This window comes from Rothia sp. HMSC065D02 (genome assembly GCF_001815285.1).
GTDB classification, from domain to species: domain Bacteria; phylum Actinomycetota; class Actinomycetes; order Actinomycetales; family Micrococcaceae; genus Rothia; species Rothia dentocariosa.
Map to the genome: position 1 here is coordinate 1 of NZ_KV820061.1, position 17,430 is coordinate 17,430.

The following is a 17,430-nucleotide window of genomic DNA, read 5'->3' on the forward strand; positions in this document are numbered from 1 at the left end:
CCGTACTAGCATCAACGAATTTTGCTTCACCTTTTATTAATTCAAAACCATAATCATCAATTAAATTCACATATTTTTCATTTCGCATCTCGGTTACTAAATCATTCTTTTGTTTTACTAATGGCGCTAAATCAACATTTGAAGCCGAAGTGTGTAATCCCACAAATGGATTATTTTTTGCTAGATGATTGATTTCCCCTGCTCTTAATAAGGTCTTAGAAGGAACGCATCCGACATTAACGCAAGTTCCACCCACCGTTCCACGCTCAATCATAGCCACTTTTGCGTTCAAAGTAACGGCTTCAATGGCAGATGAAAAGGCAGCTCCACCAGAACCGATGATGATGTAATCATAATCATAGTTACCTTCATCATTTAAACTTACATCTGTCCTTTTTTCCGATTGCACTTGTATTTCTTCTGCTTCGCCCGGTTGATATTGTGCGTCAGTAATCGCTGTTTTCGCGATATCAATGTCTACATCATACGGTAGTTCAAACAGTGCTTCTCCGCGACGAAAGTCTACTTCAATCCCTTTTGCACCTGCATTTTCAAGAGCAACCGCAATATGTTCTTCACAACCAGTGCAGGTCATTCCTTCAATGTTTAGCCGATATTTTTTCAATAAATTCGTCTTTTGTTCCGATTGAAATTCTTCTGCTTCGCCCGGGTGATAATTTGCGTCAGCAATCGCCTTTATTGCACTTTCAACCTCAATATCATCGGGCAGTTCAAATACTGCTTCACCACGACGATAACTAGACTCAATATTTTTAGCACCTATCTTTTCAAGTGCTGATTCTACGTGTTTTTCACAACCCGTACAAGTCATTCCTGAAATGTTTACCTTAAATTTATTCATAAAAAAGCTCCTTTCGTTAATTAATCTCTCATGTTAATGTTTCTATTATTGGACACGTTGGCTCCCTCCGCATTTCTTCAAAATATTTGTCATTGTATGCAGTCATAGGTCTTAGCCCCTTCCAGTTCTGTGGTGTGTGCTAGTTTCTAGAATACATACTTCGCGAGGGTCACGCATCCGTTATCCTGCACCGGAGTGAAGCCGAAGCGCCGATAGAGTTCAATGACGGGTGTGTCCACAATATCTGTAGTGATGAACCTCTGGCGAATGCCTTCCCGGTCGAAATCGGCGACAATTCTTCCCAGCAGTGCCGACCCGATACCGTGGCGCTGAGCCTGCGGGTGTACCAGTAGATCCTGGATATACGCAATGGTTTGTCCATCGCCCACCGCACGTACCAGACCGATAAGCCGCTCGGCTCCTTCAGTCGTGTTCTCACGTGCCACATAGAGGTACCGCGACCCATCCAGCATAGGAACCAGCCGTTCGGGTGCGCGAGTGTAGGTGCTCCAGCCTACCGCATCGTATAGTTCAACGAGTTCTTCGGTGCTTGGTAGGGAATTCTCGGCGTTCAAAATACTGTATTGCATACCCGTATTATCCTATGCCCCACACGAAAAAGAGCCTGATAGTGAAAAGCGGAATTTCTAACGCTTATTCACTATCAGGCTCTTTTTATGCGAGATTACGCGGGGGCGAGGCCGTAGGGCTCTGTGTGCTTAGCCCAGTGCTTCAGCCAGCTGAATACCCTGTGCCACGCCGCCCATGGTTGCCGCAATGCGGATCAGGTCGTTAACCTGCTCCTTGGAGGCGCCCTCCTCGCGGATGGTGTGCTCGTGGGCAGCCACGCAGTGCGAACAACCGTTCACGGCAGAAACTGCGAGCGCCAGCATCTCAAAGTCGAGCTTGTCGATACCGCCGTTTTTGCCGATGATCTGCATGCGCAGGTTTGCGCGCTGATCGTCGTAGGCACCGTCGAGGAAGCCGCGGGTGCGGTAGAAGATGTTGTTCATCCCCATGATGGTTGCCGCGCCGAGTGCCGCATCGTAGGCGGTTTCGCTCAGGTGCTCTTTCGCTTCTGCTGCGATCTCAACGATAACGGAATCAACCTTGGTTGCCGCCGCGGTGGCCAGGATTGCGCCCCAGAGCTGCTGCTCGGTGAGCGAGGTGATGCGCGGCAGCGAAGACAGGTTCAGGTTCATGTCCTTCGCGTAGGAAGGCAGCGCGTTACGCAGGTTCTCAATGCTCATTACTTCATCTCCTTGAAGGCGTCGATGGTTTCTGCACCCTTCTTCCAGTTGCAGGCGCACAGCTCGTCGGACTGGAGCGCATCCAGCTGGCGGAGCACTTCGTCGGTGTTGCGGCCAACGGAATCTGCGGTAATAGATACCGACTGGATGGTGTTATGCGGGTCGATGATGAAGGTTGCGCGGTCTGCCACGCCGTCCTTGTTGAGGACGCCCAGGGCGCTGGTGAGCTCGCGCTTGAGGTCAGATGCCATGACGATGGGCAGATCTACGAGCTCTTCGTGGGAGCGGCGCCATGCGTAGTGGGTGTATTCGTTATCCACGGATACGCCGATAACCTGGCAGTCGCGTGCCTCGAATTCGTCAGCGAGCTTGCCGAATGCGGCGATTTCGGTGGGGCAGACGAAGGTGAAGTCCTTGGGCCAGAAGAATACGACGCGCCAGGTGTCTTCGTCCAGACCCTCGGAGGAAACGGTGGTGAAGTAATCTTCGGGCTTGTTTGCCTCAATCTCGGCGAGCTTGCCGGGAACAACGCCGGTCAGCTCGTAGGCGGGGAACTGGTCGCCAATAGTTAGCACAGCCATAGTGTTCTTCTTTCCTGATCTAGGTGGGTACCTCAAGGCTGGTTCGTGTGTGACTTCGGTAGCCTTGAGGCATTCTTCTGTTCTCCTCACAAGAGGAATCCTCCCCATTTTAATATGAGTAATTCATAATAATCAACCGTCCACTAACATATTACAAGTGTTTTGAGACACACAATATGGCGATTGGGGAATTGCAGGCACAGCACGCCTCACAAAACAGCGCAGAAACTGGTAATGTCATGTCATGAGAATTCCGGAACTCATCACCGAAAAGTTTACCCTCAGGTCACTGCGCGAATCCGACCTTGACGAACTGGTCCATATCTGCACCGACCCCGAAACCGTGCGATGGACCACCATCCCCCTGAACTATACGCGCGACGATGCGCGAACCTTCCTCAACTTCACCCAGCGCGCCGCAGCAGCCGGGCGTGAACTCACCTGGGCCATTGACTACAGCGGGGTGCTCGCAGGGGTTGTTACCCTGCGCCTGCCCGGAGGCTCCGCAAATGCGCCCGGAACACACGCAGACTTAGGGTTTTATACGGCTCCCCAGATGCGCGGGCGCGGCATCATGACAGATGCGGTACGCACAGTCCTCGGCTTTGGCTTTGACCCGCTCGGGTTTGCCCTAGACACCATCGGATGGACGGCGTTGGCGGGGAATACGGCATCCGAACGGGTGGCGGTAAAGGCCGGATTCACGAATATTATCAACGGGATTAGCACCAGCGCGGCCCGTCCCGATAAGTACGGCAACCGGGTGGCTGTCGCCGTGCGGCAGGCGATGATGACACGCACCCAATTCGCCGAGATCTGGCGTGATTAAGGCGTTTGCGTGTACGTCCTGGCTTCTCGCTTTTGCGCCGCTCTCGCCGCGTAAAAAGGCTCTTTATGTGAATAAAGCGTCCAAAACGCCTCTTTATTCACATAAAGAGCCTTTTTAGCATGGCAGCAGGAGAGTGCGCTACCGGGTCCCGAACCCCTTGAATGTGCCTTGCGGTTCGGTGAAAGACGCATCCACAAAATCCACATGCCCGGCGGTATCGCCCGAATTAAGGGTCTCCAGCAGGCGCTCGCAAGATGCGCGGCTTCCCTGCGCGATCACCTTCACCCGACCGTCATCCATGTTCTCGGCGTATCCGCTCAATCCCAGCGGCTTGGCGGCCCCGGCACACCACCATCGAAACCCCACACCCTGAACCCTGCCTTGAACGTAGGCGGTGAGCTGCGCCTCGGCGGGCTCTTCCGGGGTTTTGTCGGCGAAGAGATCGAAGAATCCCACGGGAACCTCCCTGCAGTTGCTCTAAAAATACCTGGTACTTTAGGATACCGAGCGATGCAGCACCAACGGAATAGCCGCCCCGGAACTCATCGCGAGATAACACCCGCACGCTGCCGGACTAAACCTGACATGACAAGAGCGCGACCGCGCGCAGACACGGGGACAAGTACCAAACATCCCGCACTCCGGCGTGCGAACCAACCTTGCGCGAGAGAAAAACGCGCCCCGAACCCGTGAAGAGGCTCGGGGCGCATCCGCACTCAGCCGGGGCGGGTGCATCCGGCAAACCCTAGCGCAGCTGTGAGCTTGACGGTGCCTGAGCGAGAGCCTGCCGAATCTCGGTATCGCCGCCGGTGAAAGGAATGCTCTTGCCGATCGTGCTGGAATCATCGACCACCTCAGTGAGCACCCGCGCCACGGTGGCACGCGGGGTATGAGAGCTCAAATCCGAGTGGTACACCGGATCGACCCCCACGGTAATACCGCCCTCATCCTCAGTCGTGAGCGTGCCGGGGCCTAGAATCGTGTACTCCAACCGGGTGCCGCGAAGATGCTGGTCAGCCTCCGCCTTAGACTCCGCATACGCGAAGAATGGGTTATCTGCGGGTACCCCGTGCTCGGTTCCGGCCCCCAAATACGAGACCATGATGTACCGTCGAATGCCCGCCTGCTGTGCCGCCTCCATAGAACGAATTGCGGCGTCACGGTCAATCGCATAGGTGCGTTCGGGACCACCTACACCGCCCGCACCCGCGGACCACACCAGCACGTCTGTATGTAAATCCTTGAAGAGCTTCGCCATCTCCTCAGTGCTTAGGGTGGTAATATCGGCAACCACCGGGTTAGCGCCGGTCGCCATAATATCTGCCGACTGATCTTCACTACGAATAATAGCGTTCACCGTATGTCCGCGTTCACGAAGCATCGGTTCTACCAGAAGAGCAACCTTGCCGTGCCCGCCAATGATCGTAACGTTAGCCATCGTATCCTCCCTGTGTGTTGAAAAATACTTGTATATCCAGGATAGGCTTGCTGTGCCGCAATGTCTATGGTCTTTCTGTGCTTCCTGAGAACAACAGATACCCGCGTTCCCTGTGCTGATGCGCTCAGACAGCACCGCATGATGAGAATTCTCGTGCGGGGCTCAAGCCGGCGTTATGATGAAGTGCTAGGTTTTTATTGCCCGGCGGTACCGCCGAGAAGACAAGGCAGGGGATTTATGGCAGAGCCAGCCGCATCAAAGACGCACCGCAGCGTACCATCAATGGAGCAAACCGCCGAGAAGCCGTGGGTTGCCATGTGGTCACTCGTGATCGGGTTCTTTATGATCCTGCTCGATACCACTATCGTCACCGTGGCGCTGCCCCATATGCAGCATGAGCTCAACGCCTCGCTCTCCGCCGTGATCTGGGTGACCAGCGCCTACCTGCTCGCCTATGCGGTGCCGCTGCTGATTACCGGTCGCCTGGGCGATAGGTTCGGGCAGAAGCAGATGTACCTGCTCGGTATGGTGGTCTTTACCCTCTCTTCGCTGTGGTGCGGGCTCTCGACCAATGTGGAGATGCTGATCGTTGCGCGCGTGGTGCAGGGGATAGGCGCCTCAATTATGACCCCGCAAACCATGTCCATTATTACGCTCATGTTCCCGCCGCATAAACGCGGGGTGGCAATGAGCGTGTGGGGCGCGGCGGCCGGTATCGCATCGCTCGTGGGCCCTATCGCTGGCGGTCTGCTCGTGGACGGTCCCGGCTGGACGTGGATCTTCTTCATCAATATCCCTATCGGTGTGATCGGCACCTATCTGGCGGTTCGGAATATTCCTCATTTCCCCTCCAAACAGCACAACTTCGACTGGCTGGGCGTGGCTCTCTCCGCTATCGGCCTGTTCCTGATGGTCTTCGGTATTCAGGAGGGATCCACCTACGACTGGGGCACTATCACCGAGTCGCTGTGGGGAACCGGAATCTCGGTGAGTGTATGGGGCATGATTATCGCGGGCATCATCGTGTTCACCCTCTTTATCGTGTGGCAGGCCGTTAACCGCAAAGAACCGTTGGTACCGCTGGGACTGTTCAAAGACCGCAACTTCTCGGTATCGAATATTGCTATCGCCGCAATGGGTGCACACACCCTCACAATGGCATTCCCCACCACCATCTATTTCCAGCAGGTGCGCGGTATGAGCCCCACCCAGGCAGCACTCATGACCGCCCCGCTCGCCCTGTTCTCAGGTGCGCTCTCTCCGGTCATTGGCAAGCGTTTAGGCACGTCAAACCCCAAATGGTATGCGGTCTCAGGGTTTGCCCTGTTGGTAGTCGGATTTGTCGTTCTGCGCGCTCTGATGACGGCGGATCAATCCCTCGCGCTTCTGCTCATACCCTTTGCGATCTTGGGTATCGGCAACTCTATGATTTGGGGTCCGCTAGCGGTGACCGCAACCCGCAACCTGCCGCCTCGTTTAGCCGGTGCCGGGTCGGGCGTGTATAACGAAACTCGTCAGGTTGCCGGTGTGCTCGGTTCGGCGGGTATCGCCACTCTCATGGGCGGTCTGATCGCCGACCAGATTGCGCAGACCATGCAGCGGATGCGTCCCTCGGGCGCCGGCGGAAGCGCCATGAACGCCCCCGCCGTCGGCGGCGAAGGAATGTCCGGCGGTCAGGTTCCCGACTTCCTGCGTGAACCTATCGCCACCGCAATGAACGACTCACTGATGCTAGCGCTGGTTCTGGCAGTTGTGGGCATGGTTGCGTGTCTCTTCTTCGCCAAGCCGGTGGATAAGGGCGCGTGGACATCCGGGCAGAATACGACTGAGCCGCATGCGGAAGCTGATTCGGCACGGGACGGCTCACACTCTTCCGGTGCCGATCCTGATGCGGAGGTGACCGCCTCAACCGAGGCACGCCCCGCAGACGAGACGCAACCGATTTCTTCGGAAAAGGACGCGAAAAATCCTTCTAAGCCATAATTCTATTTGAGGAATATACTATTTGACTAGTATATATAGCCAATGCGGCATATAACCAGCAGGTTATATGCCGCACTGTAGTTTAAGGATATTGGGAGCTATTTTCCTACAATGTTCGCGCTCGCAGGGAACCTTTCTATCAGATTCGGCGCGATACTGCTGCCGGGCACAACCCCCTATGCCGCCTGATCCTCGGTGAACGCATCCGGGTCTACTCGCCCAGTCTGCACGAGCACCTGTGCGATAGCGCCGAGCGCCTCCTCATTCTGAAGCGAAGAAATATCACCCAGCTTATGCCCCTGGTAGAGCTCACCCAGCAGACGGCGGGTAATCTTCCCTGAACGAGTCTTAGGAATATCGGCGACCGCGACCACATCCTTGGGTTTAGCGATAGGGCCAATATGCTCGCGCACATGCTGGGTGAGTGCAGTCTTCAGCTCGTCTTCGGCAAGTGCCCGACCTTCGTCGGTGAGCGTCACATAGGCGACTGCCTGGTGGCCGGTTAGCTCGTCCTCCACGGGGCACACGCCAGCCTCCACCACGGCCGGGTGCGTCACGAGCGCAGACTCAATTTCGATGGTCGAAAGGCGGTGCCCGGAAATGTTGATCACATCGTCGATGCGCCCCAGGATGTACACGTTGCCTTCATCATCGACTTTCGCACCGTCACCGGCGAGGAACCAGCCGCGCGTACCGTAGTGCTTCCAATAGGAATTCAGGTAGCGTTGCGGGTCGCCCCAGACAGTGCGTGCCATGGAAGGGCCGATCTTATCGACCACAATGAAGCCCTGTTTGCCGGGCTCAACGAAGTCACCGTGCTCGTCCACCACGCGCACCGAGACGCCGGGGACTTCGCGGGTGGCGCATCCGGGAAGGGGAGTGCAGTGCGGGGTGCCTTCGGGGAAGGTTCCTTCGGGTGCGAAGGCGGGGTCATGTGGTCGCGGGGAGCAGATGGTCGATCCGGTCTCGGACTGCCACCATGTATCGATAAACGATGCGGTACCCCCACCCACGTGCTTGCGCAGCCACTTCCACGCCTGAGGGTTAATGGATTCGCCCACAGACCCGAGCAGACGCACAGATGAGAAGTCGTATTTTCCGGGTTCGGGGCCGTCAGGAAAAGCCCCCATGAGGGAACGAATCAGGGTTGGAGCGGTGTAATAGTTGGTGACGCCATAGCGTTCGATAACCTCGAAATGGCGGCCATAATGCGGAGTATTGGGGGTACCCTCGAAAATAACCTCGGTAACCCCGTTCACAAGCGGACCATAGATTTCGTAGGTGTGCGCGGTCACCCACGCGAGATCGGCGGTACACCAGTGCACAGTCGATTCAACCTTCGCCGGATCGTTCACGGCAGACAGTTCATCGGGGCGCAGCACCCCGTCTTCATCCACATAGTCCGGCAGCAGATCGTACAGCAGTGCGTGGGTGTATGCGGTCTGCACCAAATACCCTGCCATCGTGTGCACCAGGCCCTTGGGTTTGCCTGTGGTGCCGGAGGTATAGATGATAAACAGCGGGTCTTCGGCATCATGCAGCTCGTACTCATGGGTATCGGGCTGATCGTCCACCAGGTCGTGGTACCAAATATCGCGCCCGGCCGTCCAGGGAACCTGCGCGTGCGCCACGGGGTCTGCGGCGCTTGTACGATCCACCACGATCACGTGCTCGATATTGTTCTCACCTGAGCATGCTTCATCGGCGTTCACCTTCACGGGCACGACCTTGCCGCGGCGGTTCTGCCCGTCGGTGGTGATCAGAACCTTCGCGCCGGTGTCTTCCACCCGGAATTTCAGCGCCTCCGCCGAGAACCCGCCGAACACGAGCGAGTGAATTGCGCCGATGCGCGCGCACGCAAGCGTGAAGATAATGGTTTCGGGAATAACCGGCAGGTAGATTACTACACGGTCGCCTTTACGCACGCCGAGTTTGAGCAGGCCGTTGGCGGCGCGGGCGATGCGTCGCTGCAGTTCGGCGTAGGTGATAGCTTCACGGTCACCGGGTTCACCCTCGAAATAGAGGGCTACTTTGTCGCCGCGGCCTGCCTCCACGTGGCGGTCCACGCAGTTGTAGGCGACGTTGAGTTTGCCGCCTTCGAACCACTTAATCTCGGGTACGGAGTATTCTTCGATGCCCTCAGCATCGGTTCCGATAACCTGCGGTTTGTGGAAGGTGTGTGCGTTGTCCCAGGTCTTGCCCCAGCTTAGGCGCTCGGCTTGTTTTTCCCAGAACGCTACCCGCGCCTCGTCAGATTCGTGCGCGGGGTTGGGGGTGGGTGCTAGAGGATTCGTGAATGAAAAAGGGGAGGGAAGTCCCACAGTATCTCCCATCGGTTGCTGGCGTTAGCACCTTCGGCGTTATGAAGGCGCATGATGCGCCACCGCAGGCGAGGTTGCTGCGACGTCGTCGAGCCAGGTCTCTCGGTCGCTCTAGATGGATTACCAATCTAGTAAACCTTGTAGCTGGCGCAGGTGCAAAGGCATCCCGTCATATTGCGTATGTATGCGCCACGTTCGTAACATTCCGCAATATTGTGCCCTCCGTCCACACCACACCCTATACCGCGAGCAGGTAGGATTTTGTCGACAAGGTAGGATTTTCCTACCTGCTCGGGTCAAAAACCACCTGCTCGCGAACAGTGCAAGAAAAACACTCCCACCGGGATGCGCCTCGTCAAGAGGATTTATCCGGTGGGAGTGCCGTTTACTCACCCAAAATTACCGATTAGTTCTGTTTTTGTGCGTTGGTTGAGCCTTTCGAGGCTCCGTTAGGGTTTTTCTGCCCGGATAACCAGTCGTTAGGATCGATCTGAATGTCGTTACGGACGGTGAAGTCGCTCTCTTGATCCTTGTTTTTCTGGTCACCCGTTGATCCCGTCGAGTTGGACTTTGACTTGTCGCTGGGGGTGCTGGGAGTGCTCGGATCTGGATTCTCAGGTTCGCCAACATGATCGATGGATGCCACAGCCTGCTGACCGGTCAGGTCAATATCGCTCTTGGGGGCACCATTCTCAGGTTCGTAGCGCAGAGTGCCGCTGAGGATCGTCAAGGTGGTGGTCACACCGTAGCGTTCGAGATAGAAATCTTCAAAATGTGTACCGAACTGGCTGGCCAAGATCTGGTTGTAGACCTGAGTTCCGCCGCCATTGTGGCTGGAAGCTACAACATCCTGCTCAAGCTTGATATCAACGTAACCTATCAGCTCATTACCGTTAGAGGTCATCTCGCTGAAGGTACCGTACATAGCACCACCGTTGAAGGCGACGAGCTTAGGGTTATCGCCGTTTTCTGGCGTGGGATTGATGACGAGGGAAACCGCAAAATCGTCAGTATTTTTATTCCAGCCCGGAGGTTCTGCCCCGTCGATCTCGGCCCAGTCGGGGAAAACGAAACGGTGCTCCAAGCGCAGGCGCGCACCGGCGAGTAGGGTAGTGGTGCCCGAGTAGTATGTCTGCTTGCCGTCTTTAGTGGTTGCCTTGGGTGCTGAGAACCAGAAACCTGCACCGCCCCACTTTGCCTTGCCGATGCTGCCGCCGGGGGTAAACTTACCGCCGCCAGCCGAGTAGAGACCACTGGAACCTGCTGGAACATTGGCCTGCTCGTTCTCAACCGGGCCGCTAAATGAATCTAGCCCCAGGAAACTGTTAGTGTCTAGTTCCTGGTGGGTGACGAACGCCTGGGTAAAAATACCGTAGTCAGGGCGTGTGTCATCATACGAAGCCGCATAAGCCGGAACTACAGCGGAAGAAACAATAATTGGGGTTGTCCATGCGGCGCCCGCCAGAACACGACGGCGCGTTAGACCTCCCCGCGTAGATGCGTGGGTCACAATGACTCCTATGAGTGGTTGGGTGAATAAGTGGCGCTCGGATTACACGCCAGTAATAATTTTACGGGATATACCCCAGAAATCCTAAACAATATAAGATAAACATGAAATCTTTACGATAAAACGCTCACTCACCCGGATCTGAGCATCCTCAAATTATGCGGAAGATATGACGTGGGATAAGCCCTGAACCTTCACCAGAGATTGAGATTAATCTCATAACGGCTGATGATGCACGAGAACAAGGTCTTATTCGCTAGCCTTGTATGCTGCCAGCGTGCGGGAACGGGTTATGTTGCCGGAAACCTTTACTTATTCCTGTGATATGGTCCGCTCCCAAAACTTGTTTTATGTCACAGATTTATAAAATTTTACGGTGCTAGGATGCAGGTGAAATCTTATCTATCGGTTATTCATATACAACCGTTCATATACCACTCTCTTGCTCAAACGGCACCACAATGCCACTAATGCGCATCGTCGCATGTGGGAATCTGCCACACCATAGGTTCCCTACCATGAATACCGCTCACTCATAGAAAGATTTCCTCTCGCTCAACACAACGACACAAGGAATATCTCTCATGAAACTACGTACTATAGCGCGCCTGATGCTGGCATTCGTCAGCCTGGTGTTTCTCGTCCCTCTGAATTCCCTGCCCGCCTCGGCAGACACGTTGCCAGTCGCCCCTGGTAACCCGGGTGTCGCCCAGAAGGTGGCTTCACCTGATACTGATGGTGACGGGCTTTCCGACAGCGTGGAAACCAACGGATACGATGCTGATGGTGATGGTAGACCTGAAGTCGATTACAAGAAAATGGGCGCAAATCCCTACCACAAAGACGTATTCGTTGAGATGGACTACATGCCCGGCGAGCTTGCCAGTGAGGAAGAACTGGACCGCATCGTGCAGTCTTTCGCTGACTTGAATGTTACTAACCCTGACGGCAGGGCAGGCGTTAATCTTCACCTAGATGCAGGTTCTGCCCGGAGTGCCAAGTATAACTTGGGAGGCGGCAACCAGGTTCCGCACCAAGTGCTTACCAACAATATGAAGTCTTCTGGGGAATGGGCAAATATCAGGGCTCGTAATTTTGATTCTGCCCGCTACAACAGCGGTTTCGACTACATGATCTGGGGCGATTACTATGTGGATAATGAAACCGGAAATCGAAACTCATCAGGAGTAGGGCTTCTAGGTGCCCCCGGCTTCATGGTGACCGTTGGAAAAACCTATTGGGAAGGAGCCAACAGCGATGTTCGCGTGGGCACTTTTATCCACGAGCTGGGGCACAACCTCAACCTGAAGCACGGCGGTACTGACGAATTCAACGGCAAGCCTCAGTACTACAGCGTGATGAATTACAACTATCAGCTCACTGGCATTCCCAAGGCGGACGGAACCCGATACTTCGGATACCTGCAGCAGGATATGCCGACCCTTAACGAATGGGCACTGAATGAGCGCGACGGCTTTGGCCCCCAAGCGGGCGAATACCTGTATACGCACAAAGATAAAAATGGGAAAGACGTTACTCAACCCGCAAATCAACCCATCGATTTCAACCGGAACGGCGTTATTGATAATTCTCCGGTCTCGGTAGATCTCAATGGCGACGGGATACTAAATGAGCTAACTGCTCTCAGTGATCTGAAGAAGCTCAACTTTGATATGACGCCTACTCAGGCTGGAGCTGGCGGTCCTGTGGCTCAGCCTGAAGCGGAAGAAAACCCGGTCACTGCGGATGACGCCCGCAACCTGGGCCTTATTCCCTAAATCATTCGGCGTTCTTCCTAAAACGGGGGCGAAGAGGTGTAGCGGCTAAGGGACGTTAATCCGAGCGTGCAAGGACGTACATAACGTTCTGAAGCTGGCGAGTAACGAGCCAGACGAAGCACACTCTTGACTCTTGCTGCATCTCTTCGCTCCCGGGCTTTACACCGCACAATCGTTCATATACCACTCTCTTGCTCAAACGGCATCGTGATGCCGCCCAAGATGTATTCGCATCCGAGAGCCCGAAACATCGCAGGTTCTCGCCGATGAATACCACTCACTTCACTCTCTATTTAAGATTCCCTCTCACTCAACACATGACACTAAGGAATATCTCTCATGAAATTACGTACTATAGTGCGCCTGATGCTGGCATTCGTCAGCCTGGTGCTTGTTGCTCCTCTGAATTCTCTGCCCGTTTCTGCGGTGGAGGCGAAACCCGCTCAGCCTGCTCACGCGCAGAACCGGAATATGGATCTCGCTCAGGAACCCAACCCGGATGATCTCGACGGTGATCATATTCCCGACGGGATGGAAAGAGACGGGTACGATGTCAATAACGATGGCATACCAGAGATCGATTTCCCTAAGATGGGCGCGGATCCCAACCATAAAGACATTTTTGTCGAGATGGATTATATGCCCGGTGAGCTTGCTAGTGAGGAAGAGCTGGATCGTATCGTGCAATCTTTCGCGGATCTAAATATCAGCAATCCCGACGGTAGAACGGGTATTAATCTGCACTTGGATGCCGGTTCCGCTCGGGGCCCCAAGTACAACTTGGGAGGGGGTCAACAGGTCGAGTGGCAAGTGTTCAGCGACGATATAGATGACAGAGATGGGAACTGGGCCAAGTTTAAAGCTTCTCATATTAACCAGTATCGTGAAGGGCTCTTTCATTATATGGTTTGGGGCGACTACTACGTGCAACAACAAAATGGGGAGAGCGGCTCATCAGGATTGGGACAATTGGGAGGTCGTGATTTCATGGTGACTGTGGGGAAGACACACTGGAATAACAATAAAGGTAATATGAGCGATATTCGCGTGGGTACTTTTATTCACGAGCTGGGACACAACCTCGGCCTGCAGCACGGTGGTGATGCCGATGAGAAAGGCGAAAAAGGTAAACCACAGTACTTCAGCGTTATGAATTACAACTATCAGCTTACCGGTGTGCCCAAGGCTGATGGAACCAAATATTTCGGATACCTGCAGCAAGATATGCCGACCCTTAAAGAATGGGCCTTGGACGAACGCAAAGGCTTTGGTCCCCAAGCGCGTGGGTACATGTATCGGCCCAATTCAGAGGCCGTACTGAGACCAGCAGATGGACCGGTTGATCTCAACGGTAATGGCGAAATCGACCATGGAATCTATGCTCTTGATCTTAACCGTGACGGAATGAAAGGCTGGCTGACGGCACCAAGTGACCTGAAAAAACTGAGCTTTGCAGTTGTGTTTGGACGAGGTGCTGACGAGACTATCCCTGAGCCCAAGGTGGAAATAAACCCCATCACTGCGGATGACGCCCGCAAAATGGACCTCATTTCCTAAATAATTTGACGCTTCTCCTACAATGAGGAGCGAAGAATGGCAGCGGGAGCGTTAAACACGCTCCCGCTGCAAACTATTGCTCCCGAATTTTGCCGTTGCAATCGAAAGAACACTGCTGTCCGCCGGGCGACGTACGCGGCCCTTAATATTACGGGCGGCAGTCACAAACATTAATATTCGTCATAATATCGCACCAACCACGGCACCCCTTATACACTCAAAATCAAGGATTATGAGTCCCGGTGTAAAGCTCTGGCTAGCCGGGCGGCAACCCTCTCCCGTAGCGGGGTGCTCCAGATGATGATCTGGCTTCAAGGGACACGAAGCAAGTACGGCGCGAATGCGCCACCTGCACGACTTGGAACACCAAGAAGGTCACCACCTATAAAGGAGGCGGCGCGCGGGGTGCAGGAACACCCTAACATTCGCGAAAGGATACGTAGATGGCTGAGCAGAAGAAGCGCATCGCAGTTAACGCATTCGACATGACCTGTGTGGGTCACCAGAGCTTCGACCTCTGGCGCCACCCCCGCTCCCGCGCTACCGAGTACAACACCATCAAATACTGGACTGACCTGGCACAGATCCTTGAGAAGGGCCTCTTCGACGGCGTATTCCTAGCCGATGTTGTGGGCATCTACGATATTTACAAGAACTCCGCTGCGCCAGCTATCGAAGGCGGCGCGCAGGTGCCCGTGAACGATCCGTTCATGCAGATTTCCGCAATGGCCGCCGTAACCGAGCACTTGGGCTTCGGCGTGACCTCAGCCGTCACCTACGAGCAGCCTTACACGCTTGCCCGCAAGTACGCTTCTCTCGACCACCTCACTAACGGACGTGTGGGCTTTAACGTGGTGACCTCATACCTGCCTTCCGCCGCCGAATGTCAGGGCCTCGAAACCCAGATTGAGCACGACACCCGATACGAACTCGCCGAAGAGTTCCTGGATGTCTGCTACAAGCTCTGGGAAGGCTCCTGGGAAGACGGCGCGGTCGTCAAAGACCGCGAGAAGGGTATCTACGCCGACCCCGCCAAGGTGCACCCGATTCAGCACAAGGGCAAGTACTTCAGCGTGCCTGGTGCGGGTCTGACCGAGCCCAGCCCCCAGCGTACCCCCGTGATTTTCCAGGCGGGCGCATCCAGCCGCGGGCAGAAGTTCTCGGGCAAGCATGCCGAAGTTGTGTTTATCGGTGCGCTGCGCCCCGATTTGACCCGCATTATTACCGACCGTATCCGTGACCGCGCCGAAGAGAACGGCCGCGGCCGCGACGAAATCAAGGTTTTCGCGATGCTCTCCATCATTGTGGACGAAACCGAAGAGAAGGCGAAGGCAAAGTACGAAGAGTACCGCAAGTACGTGAACCTGGAATCTTCGCAGGCCATTATCGGTGGCTGGTCTGGTGTGGATCTTTCCCAGTTCGACGAAGACGAGGTACTCAACTATGTGAAAACCGAGTCGATTCAGTCTTTCCTCACTCCCTTCACCCTGCAGGCCAAGGATAAGCAGTGGACGCGTAAGGATATTGCCGAGCACTGCACTATTGGCGGTATGGGCGAGGTTATTGTGGGCGACCCGCAGCAGGTGGCTGACGAGCTCGAACGCTGGATTGATGAAGGGGGACTGGACGGTATTAACCTGGCATACCACGTTTCACCCGGCTCCTTCGAGGACTTCATCGAGTTCGTGGTTCCTGAGCTGCAAAAGCGCGGGCGCTACCGCACTTCCTATGAGGGTGAGACCCTGCGCGAAAGCCTGTTCGGTAAGGGCCAGACTAAGGTTGCAGACTCCCACCCGGCCGCGAAGTACCGTGGCGCCTACGTGGGTAAGCCCTCCACGGCAGATACCCCGGCACGCGCTATCGCCAACTAAACCCGCTGCTCCTGCACGCTTGGTTGTAAAATCTCCCCTCCTGGGATGATAAAAAGAGCCTTTATTTGAATAAAGCATTAAAAATGCCGCTTTATTCGAATAAAGGCTCTTTTTTTACGCACGTTTAAAATGGGGTGCATGAGCGAAACAACCCTGTATGATCCTCAAACCCGCTGCCCCTGCACAAGCGGCGAGGTATACGGTGCCTGCTGCGGGCGGTACCTGGGCGAGTTTGCCGCATCCGGAACCTTGGGCGCGCCCACACCGCTGGCTCTGATGCGCTCGCGGTTCACCGCCTTCGCCCTGCACGATGCGCCCTACCTGCTGGCGAGCTGGCACCCGCATACGCGCCCCGCCGAGTTAATGCTGGATGAAACGCTGCGCTGGTACCGGCTGGATATTCTGGGCTCTTCGGGCGGTCCCTTCGATGCGGCGGGCACGGTCGAGTTCGCGGCGTACTACCGTTCAGTTCCCGGTACGCCCGCCGAAGAACGTGTGAAAGGTGCCATGCACGAAAAATCTCGCTTCGAGAAAGTGCACGGCACCTGGTACTACCTAGACGGCGAGGTCAGCTAAGTTCCTCCCGATCGGGTAGCATGGCAGAAATATTCCTCTTATGGTATGTTTTTGCCATGATGTCAGTCGCGGAATATGCCCAGCACGCCGGGGTGAGCCCCCGAAGCGTGCGTGCACGCCTTGAACGAGGATCTTTGAGTGGACAAAAAATCGCCGGGCGGTGGATGGTTTCAGATAACCCGCACGAGCATCACTCCGCACATGGGCGCAAAATCTCGATGTCATCCTTCAATCAACTTGCCGCCTATCTTGACGGTAACAGTGCATCCCTTACCCCCGATGCACGCCGCCGTGCCAAAGAACGTGCACATAACCTCTCCGAACTTGGGGTAGAAGCTCTTAGACAGTATGCAGTGCGTGCAGATGCGAAACTTCAATTCTATGCTGTGCCTTCTGCTGACCTGCATGACTTGATGGACGAACGAACATTAGCGCTTACGGGTGTCAGCCACGAATATTCGGAAATTTACGGGGCTACCGTAGAAGCATATGTGACTCCCCACAATCTCGAATCCCTGAAATTTATCTACGCACTGCGTGAAGTTCCGGCACAGGATGCCAACGTTATTCTTCGCGCAGTCAAAGAGTTGCCTAAGATTCGCCCCTTGCACGTTGCGGTCGACCTCCTAGTTTCCAAAGACCCGAGAAGCGAGCGGGAAGCGGAACGTCTGGTGAAAGGACTCATAAGCCGTGCCTGATCAGAAAACGGTGAAAATCCCAGCCCAGGGCGCAGAGCTTTAGCGGAACCCGGTATTGGCCGTCCTCGTGAGCGTGAGATGGCTCAGAATATTGTGAGCTTCCTTGATGAAAGTCTCAAAAACTAGACCTGCGTTTGCTATGTTTATCTAGTTTTCTGAGAAGACTCCACCCTTTA

General features: G+C 54.9%; 15 protein-coding genes and 2 riboswitches. Of the genes, 7 read left to right on the forward strand and 8 right to left on the reverse strand.

Annotation, left to right across the window (positions count from 1 at the left end; all coding sequences use genetic code 11):
- The 4 genes from HMPREF3016_RS00800 to HMPREF3016_RS00815 all read right to left on the reverse strand — a co-directional run.
- A partial coding sequence (locus HMPREF3016_RS00800) for a cation transporter (RefSeq protein ID WP_168165974.1) occupies window positions 1–862 on the reverse strand: 862 nt, incomplete at its 3' end.
- A 146-nt stretch (window positions 863–1,008) separates the two neighbouring features.
- Window positions 1,009–1,452 carry a GNAT family N-acetyltransferase gene (locus tag HMPREF3016_RS00805; protein ID WP_048752312.1) on the reverse strand — a complete coding sequence of 148 codons (444 nt, stop codon included), beginning with the start codon at window positions 1,450–1,452 and terminating at the stop codon, window positions 1,009–1,011.
- A gap of 129 nt (window positions 1,453–1,581) precedes the next feature.
- A complete protein-coding gene (locus HMPREF3016_RS00810) occupies window positions 1,582–2,112 on the reverse strand; it encodes an alkylhydroperoxidase, AhpD family (protein ID WP_048752314.1) in 531 nt (176 codons plus the stop codon).
- Complete coding sequence (locus tag HMPREF3016_RS00815) at window positions 2,112–2,693, reverse strand: peroxiredoxin (RefSeq protein ID WP_004006488.1); 582 nt, start codon at window positions 2,691–2,693, stop codon at window positions 2,112–2,114. The genes HMPREF3016_RS00810 and HMPREF3016_RS00815 overlap by 1 nt, the downstream gene beginning before the upstream one ends.
- A 244-nt stretch (window positions 2,694–2,937) precedes the next feature.
- Between HMPREF3016_RS00815 and HMPREF3016_RS00820 the strand changes: the two genes are divergently transcribed.
- On the forward strand, window positions 2,938–3,522 hold the full coding sequence (locus tag HMPREF3016_RS00820; RefSeq protein ID WP_070450009.1) for a GNAT family N-acetyltransferase: 585 nt from the start codon (window positions 2,938–2,940) through the stop codon (window positions 3,520–3,522).
- A gap of 138 nt (window positions 3,523–3,660) precedes the next feature.
- On the opposite strand, the gene HMPREF3016_RS00825 is transcribed toward HMPREF3016_RS00820, so the two are convergent.
- Window positions 3,661–3,978 carry an acylphosphatase gene (locus HMPREF3016_RS00825; RefSeq protein WP_048754596.1) on the reverse strand — a complete coding sequence of 106 codons (318 nt, stop codon included), beginning with the start codon at window positions 3,976–3,978 and terminating at the stop codon, window positions 3,661–3,663.
- A gap of 289 nt (window positions 3,979–4,267) precedes the next feature.
- Window positions 4,268–4,960, reverse strand: a complete 693-nt coding sequence (locus HMPREF3016_RS00830; RefSeq protein WP_070536588.1) for an SDR family oxidoreductase — start codon at window positions 4,958–4,960, stop codon at window positions 4,268–4,270.
- A gap of 237 nt (window positions 4,961–5,197) precedes the next feature.
- On the opposite strand from HMPREF3016_RS00830, the gene HMPREF3016_RS00835 reads away from it, so the two are divergent.
- Window positions 5,198–6,943, forward strand: coding sequence for an MFS transporter (locus tag HMPREF3016_RS00835; RefSeq protein ID WP_070739417.1), 1,746 nt, complete (start codon window positions 5,198–5,200; stop codon window positions 6,941–6,943).
- 176 nt (window positions 6,944–7,119) lie between these two features.
- Here HMPREF3016_RS00835 and HMPREF3016_RS00840 read toward each other — a convergent pair whose 3' ends face one another.
- Both HMPREF3016_RS00840 and HMPREF3016_RS00845 read right to left on the reverse strand, forming a co-directional pair.
- Window positions 7,120–9,264, reverse strand: a complete 2,145-nt coding sequence (locus HMPREF3016_RS00840) for an AMP-binding protein (protein ID WP_048752334.1) — start codon at window positions 9,262–9,264, stop codon at window positions 7,120–7,122.
- Between the two features lie 5 nt (window positions 9,265–9,269).
- A riboswitch (SAM riboswitch) is annotated at window positions 9,270–9,386 on the reverse strand.
- Window positions 9,387–9,670: 284 nt separating this feature from the next.
- A complete protein-coding gene (locus tag HMPREF3016_RS00845) occupies window positions 9,671–10,774 on the reverse strand; it encodes a hypothetical protein (RefSeq protein ID WP_048752321.1) in 1,104 nt (367 codons plus the stop codon).
- 584 nt (window positions 10,775–11,358) lie between these two features.
- Here HMPREF3016_RS00845 and HMPREF3016_RS00850 point away from each other — a divergent pair.
- From HMPREF3016_RS00850 to HMPREF3016_RS00870, 5 genes are all read left to right on the forward strand, one after another.
- A complete protein-coding gene (locus HMPREF3016_RS00850) occupies window positions 11,359–12,552 on the forward strand; it encodes a zinc metalloprotease (RefSeq protein ID WP_070739420.1) in 1,194 nt (397 codons plus the stop codon).
- 339 nt (window positions 12,553–12,891) lie between these two features.
- Window positions 12,892–14,109 (forward strand): zinc-dependent metalloprotease family protein, encoded by a 1,218-nt coding sequence (locus tag HMPREF3016_RS00855; protein ID WP_070536596.1) that lies wholly within the window; start codon window positions 12,892–12,894, stop codon window positions 14,107–14,109.
- A gap of 228 nt (window positions 14,110–14,337) precedes the next feature.
- Window positions 14,338–14,447, forward strand: a riboswitch (SAM riboswitch).
- A 105-nt stretch (window positions 14,448–14,552) separates the two neighbouring features.
- Window positions 14,553–15,980, forward strand: a complete 1,428-nt coding sequence (locus HMPREF3016_RS00860; RefSeq protein ID WP_048752326.1) for an LLM class flavin-dependent oxidoreductase — start codon at window positions 14,553–14,555, stop codon at window positions 15,978–15,980.
- A 138-nt stretch (window positions 15,981–16,118) separates the two neighbouring features.
- Window positions 16,119–16,556 (forward strand): YchJ family protein, encoded by a 438-nt coding sequence (locus HMPREF3016_RS00865; RefSeq protein ID WP_239661892.1) that lies wholly within the window; start codon window positions 16,119–16,121, stop codon window positions 16,554–16,556.
- A gap of 20 nt (window positions 16,557–16,576) precedes the next feature.
- Window positions 16,577–17,254 (forward strand): hypothetical protein, encoded by a 678-nt coding sequence (locus HMPREF3016_RS00870; RefSeq protein WP_048752330.1) that lies wholly within the window; start codon window positions 16,577–16,579, stop codon window positions 17,252–17,254.
- Window positions 17,255–17,430 lie beyond the last annotated feature (176 nt).